General features: G+C 69.2%; 5 protein-coding genes. 2 read left to right on the forward strand and 3 right to left on the reverse strand.

Annotated elements, in window-relative coordinates; genetic code table 11:
* Positions 1–360: TIGR03086 family metal-binding protein (locus AOK24_RS33035; protein WP_063799558.1), on the forward strand; the 360-nt coding region annotated here is incomplete at its 5' end.
* On the opposite strand, the gene AOK24_RS33040 is transcribed toward AOK24_RS33035, so the two are convergent.
* A complete protein-coding gene (locus tag AOK24_RS33040) occupies positions 347–1,192 on the reverse strand; it encodes a thioesterase family protein (RefSeq protein ID WP_055723700.1) in 846 nt (281 codons plus the stop codon). The genes AOK24_RS33035 and AOK24_RS33040 overlap by 14 nt on opposite strands.
* A gap of 164 nt (positions 1,193–1,356) precedes the next feature.
* Between AOK24_RS33040 and AOK24_RS33045 the strand changes: the two genes are divergently transcribed.
* Entirely contained in the window at positions 1,357–2,601 is a 1,245-nt protein-coding gene (locus tag AOK24_RS33045; protein ID WP_055723701.1) for an alpha/beta hydrolase, read from the forward strand.
* On the opposite strand, the gene AOK24_RS33050 is transcribed toward AOK24_RS33045, so the two are convergent.
* The gene (locus AOK24_RS33050) at positions 2,582–3,238 is read right to left on the reverse strand and encodes a trimeric intracellular cation channel family protein (protein ID WP_055723702.1); all 657 of its coding nucleotides are present in this window, start codon (positions 3,236–3,238) and stop codon (positions 2,582–2,584) included. The genes AOK24_RS33045 and AOK24_RS33050 overlap by 20 nt on opposite strands.
* 56 nt (positions 3,239–3,294) lie before the next feature.
* On the reverse strand, positions 3,295–4,444 hold a 1,150-nt coding region (locus tag AOK24_RS33055), incomplete at its 5' end, for a M1 family metallopeptidase (protein WP_055723703.1).

The raw sequence follows: 4,444 nt of genomic DNA on the forward strand, positions 1-4,444 counted from the left end.
GAGTGGGGGGTGGTGTTCGAGGAGGCGCGCGTTCGGGGTGTGAAGGCGTGGGAGGACGACGCGTCGCTCGCGAAGACCGTCCGGGTGCCGTGGGGGGAGGTGCCGGGGGCCGCCGCGATCTCGGGCTATGTGATGGAACTGGCCACGCATACCTGGGATTTGAGCGAGGCCCTCGGGTGGCCTGTCGAACTCTCCGGCGAGGTCGGGGAGTTCGCTCTGGACGTCGCTCTGCGGAACCTGCCCGGGCCTCAGCGGCCCGCCGGGATTCCGTTCGGGTCCGCTGTCGCGGCGCCTGAAGGGGCCGATGCGTATGGGAAGTTGGCTGCCTGGACCGGGCGGGAGTCGGTTACGGCAGCTTGACGCGGGCGAGTTGGCGGGACTGGGCGACCAGGCGGTCCTCGCTGTCCCAGATCTCCGCGTCCTCCTCCAGGAAGCCGCCCGCGAGGTTGCGGGTGGTGATGGCGACGCGGACCGGGCCCGGGGCGGGCAACGCCCTGATGTGGGCGGTGAGTTCGACCGTCGGGACCCAGCCCTTGAGGCCGAGGTCGAAGGCGGTCGGGGGGAGGGCGTCGACGGCGAGGAGGAGGGAGAGGGGGTCGGCGTCGCGGCCGTCGGCGAGGCCGAACCAGGCCCGGGACTCGCCCTTTCCGGAGGGCTGACCGAGGGCCCAGCCGACCGTCGCGGGGTCGAGCTTGAGCATCATCCGTTCCGCTATGGGCTGTTGGTCGGCGGAGCCGGGTGCGTCGTCCGGGCCCACGCAGTGGGCCAGGGGCGGGAACGCCGGGGGTTTCGCCGATGTGCGGACGTCGTCGGGGAGGGCCGTCAGGTCGCCGTAGGAAGCCAGGACGCGGATGCGTTCGACTTCGGCGCCTGTCTCGTCGTACTGGAACAGGGACGCCTGGCCGGTGGAGAGGGTGCGGCCGGTGCGGACCGTTTCCGTGCGGACGGTCGCCGGGCCGGGGCGGGAGGCGCTCAGGTAGTGGGCCGAGATGGTGAAGGGGTGGGGGTGCGGGAGCGTGTCGCCGAGGGCCCGGCCGAGGACGGCCAGGAGGTAGCCGCCGTTGAGGGCGCCGAAGATGGTCCAGCCCGCCGGGAGGTCGATGTCGTACACACCGGGGTCGCGGGGGGTGAGCGTCGTCGCGCGGTCGAACTCGCTGTCTCCGACGGTGGCGAGGGCGGCTGTCTCTGGCATGGGTGAACACTACAACAGCCCATTACTAAGCAGTAGCTTTACTGGCCGGTAGCCCCCCGCTCCCGCAAGATCCACGGCGTGCCTCGGTGAGGCTCCGGCAATTTCTCGGTAAGTGTCCGCACACGTCCGTAAACCCGGGGCCCGTGTTTTCCCTCTGTAGGGACATGAGCCTTACCGGGACCCCGTTCCTCTACACGCTGATCGCGCTGGCGGTCGTCGCCATCGTGCTCCCGCTGTTCCTGTGGACGCGGCTGCGCGGGCCGCGCGTCCTGCGGGGCGGGGTGCGTTTCCTGATGCTGCTGTTCGCGCAGGGCACCGCCGTCGCGCTGGTCTTCACCCTGGTGAACAACTCGAACAACCTGTACGACAACTGGGCCGACCTGCTCGGTACGGGTTCGCACGTCAACCAGGCCCGGGACCTCGGCGCGAGCGGCACCGGCGGGATATCGGTGAAGAAGCTCCCGAAGGTCAAGCAGAAGTTCACCGACGCCGAGGGGCCGGGGATGCGCGCGGCCGGCGGGGTCATGCAGACCGAGCTGAAGGGGCAGGTCTCCGGCGTCACCGCCGAGGTCTACGTCTGGCTGCCGCCGCAGTACAACGACCCGTCCCTCAAGAACATCCACTTCCCCGTCGTCGAGCTGCTGCCCGGCTACCCCGGCTCCGCGAAGGCCTGGTTCGGCTCCCTGCACGCGCACGAGCAGCTCGCCTCCCTGATGCGGCAGGGCAAGATCGCGCCGTTCATCCTGGTCGCGCCGCGTACGACGCTCCTTGCGGGCGTCGACACCGGGTGCGCGAACGTGCCGGGCACCGTCAACGCGGACACCTGGCTCAGCGTCGACGTACCGAAGATGGTCACCGACAACTTCCGCGCCCTGCCCGCGCCCAAGGGCTGGGCCGTCGCCGGGTACTCGGCGGGCGCGCACTGCGCGACCAAGCTGGCCATCGCCCACCCCGACCGCTACCGCGCCGCCGTCAGCCTCTCGGGGTACAACGACCCGATGGGCGAGCGCTCCTCCCTCACCGCCCAGGACCCGACCCTGCGCCACGACACCAACCCCTACTTCATGCTCCAGAAGGCGACCCCTCCCCCGGCGGTCTCCCTCTACCAGTCCGGCCAGCCCGGCGACGGCTACGAGGCGGGCCTCGCCCTCAAGAAGGAGGCCAAGGCGCCGACGGTCGTCCACGTCGTCTACATCCCGAAGAAGGTCGGCGGCCACAACATGAAGCTGTGGAAGCCGCAGGTGGTCCCGGCGTTCCAGTGGCTGACGGTCCAGATGGGCCTGACGAACGTGAAGGGTGACGACGCCGGAGGTACTACGGGTAGTACGGAGGCATCCGGCAGCGCCGGTGCCACGGGGACGGGTACGGGGGCCGCCGGTACCCGGGGTACTACTCCTCTCGAACAGTAGAGCGGCGGTTCCAGGCTCGCGGTGCCCGCCAGTGGTAGTGCATCGCGAGCAGGCGCAGCACGAACGCGGTCATGGCCGCGAGGCCGCTGGTCAGCGGGGTGAGCGCCTCGTAGTGGATGCAGACCACCACCATCGTCGCGCCCACCATCGCCGGGACCGCGTAGAGGTCGCGGTCCCAGCGCAGGAGGGACGGGACCTCGTTCGCCAGGACGTCCCGCAGGACACCGCCGCCCACGCCGGTCGCCAGGCCGAGGGTCGCCGAGGCGGTCAGGCCCAGGCCGTGGTCGTACGCCTTCGTCGTGCCCGCCACGCAGAACAGGCCGAGGCCCGCCGCGTCGAAGACGTTCACCGCGTTCTGGATGCGCTCCACCTCCGGGTGGAGGAAGACGACGATCAGGGCGGCGATCAGCGGGGTCAGGAAGTAGCCCAGGTCCGTGAAGGCCGCCGGGGGGACCGCGCCGATCACCAGGTCGCGGAACAGGCCCCCGCCCAGCGCGGTCACCTCGGCGAGGACGGCGATGCCGAAGACGTCGAAGTTCTTGCGGACCGCCAGCAGGGCGCCCGAGAGGGCGAAGACGAAGATGCCGGCGAGGTCCAGGGTGTGCTGGACGGAGGGGCTGAAGATTTGCTGGAGCACCCGCACATTCTTGCTTATCGCGGGGTGTCTTCCTTGCTATGCAAGGAGTGGAGGGGCTACAGGGTCGGTTTCCCTGTCGTGAAGAGCCAGGTCTGGAAGAGGTCGTCCAGCTGCCGCCCCGAGATCTTCTCCGCGAGCGCGATGAACTGGGCGGTGTTCGCGTTGCCGTAGCGGTGCTGCTTCGTCCAGGCCGGGAGGAGCTTGAAGAAGGCCGCGTCGCCGATGCGTTCGCGCAGGACCTGGAGGGTCATCGCGCCCCGCTGGTAGACGGCCGAGGCGAACATCGTGTCCCGCTGCGGGTCTCCCACGGTGACCTGCCAGAACGCGCTCGTCCCCGGGCGGGAGTTGTAGCCCGCGAGGAACGCGTCGTGCGCCGTGCGGGTGCCCTTGTGCTCGTCCCACAGCCACTGGCTGTACGTCGCGAAGCCCTCGTTCAGCCAGATGTCCTTCCAGTGCGCGACGCTGACCGAGTCGCCGAACCACTGGTGGGCCAGTTCGTGGACGATCGTCGATTCGCTGCGGACGGCCGAGTAGACCGGCTTGCTCTGGATCTCCAGCGAGAAGCCCGCCTCCGGCATGTCGTCGACGATCGCGCCGGTCTCCTCGAAGGGGTACGGGCCGAAGACCTCGGACCAGTAGTCGGTGGCCTCCGCGGTCACTCCGTACACGTCGACGCTGTTGCTGTTCGCCAGCACCGGGTCTATCGCCACGTAGATGGGGGTGCCGGCGGGGGTGGTGCCTGTCCTTACGTCGAACTTTCCTATCGTCGCCGTCGCCAAATACGTCGCCATCGGCTTCGATTCGCGCCAGTGCGTGTACGTGGACTCGCCCTTGTCGAACGTCGAGACCAGGCGGCCGTTCGACACCGCCGTGAGGCCCTTGGGAGTCCGGATGCGGATGTCGTACGTCGCCTTGTCCGAGGGGTGGTCGCTGGACGGGAACCAGGTCGACGCGGCGTTCGGTTCGCAGGCCACGAAGACTCCGTCGGGGGTCTTCATCCAGCCGTAGTTCGAGCCGAAGACGATGGGGCCGCCCAGGGGTTCCGGTACGCCGCCGTACGTCACGCTCACCTTGAACGTCCGCCCCTTCCTCAGGAACTGACGCGGCGTCACCTTGATCTCGTCGCCCTCCCGCGTGAACTTCGCCTTCTTTCCGTTCACTTCGACCCTGGTGACCTCCAGGAGTTGGAGGTCACCAGGGTCGAAG

Origin of the sequence: Streptomyces niveiscabiei (assembly GCF_001419795.1) — a bacterium.
GTDB classification, from domain to species: Bacteria; Actinomycetota; Actinomycetes; order Streptomycetales; family Streptomycetaceae; genus Streptomyces; species Streptomyces niveiscabiei.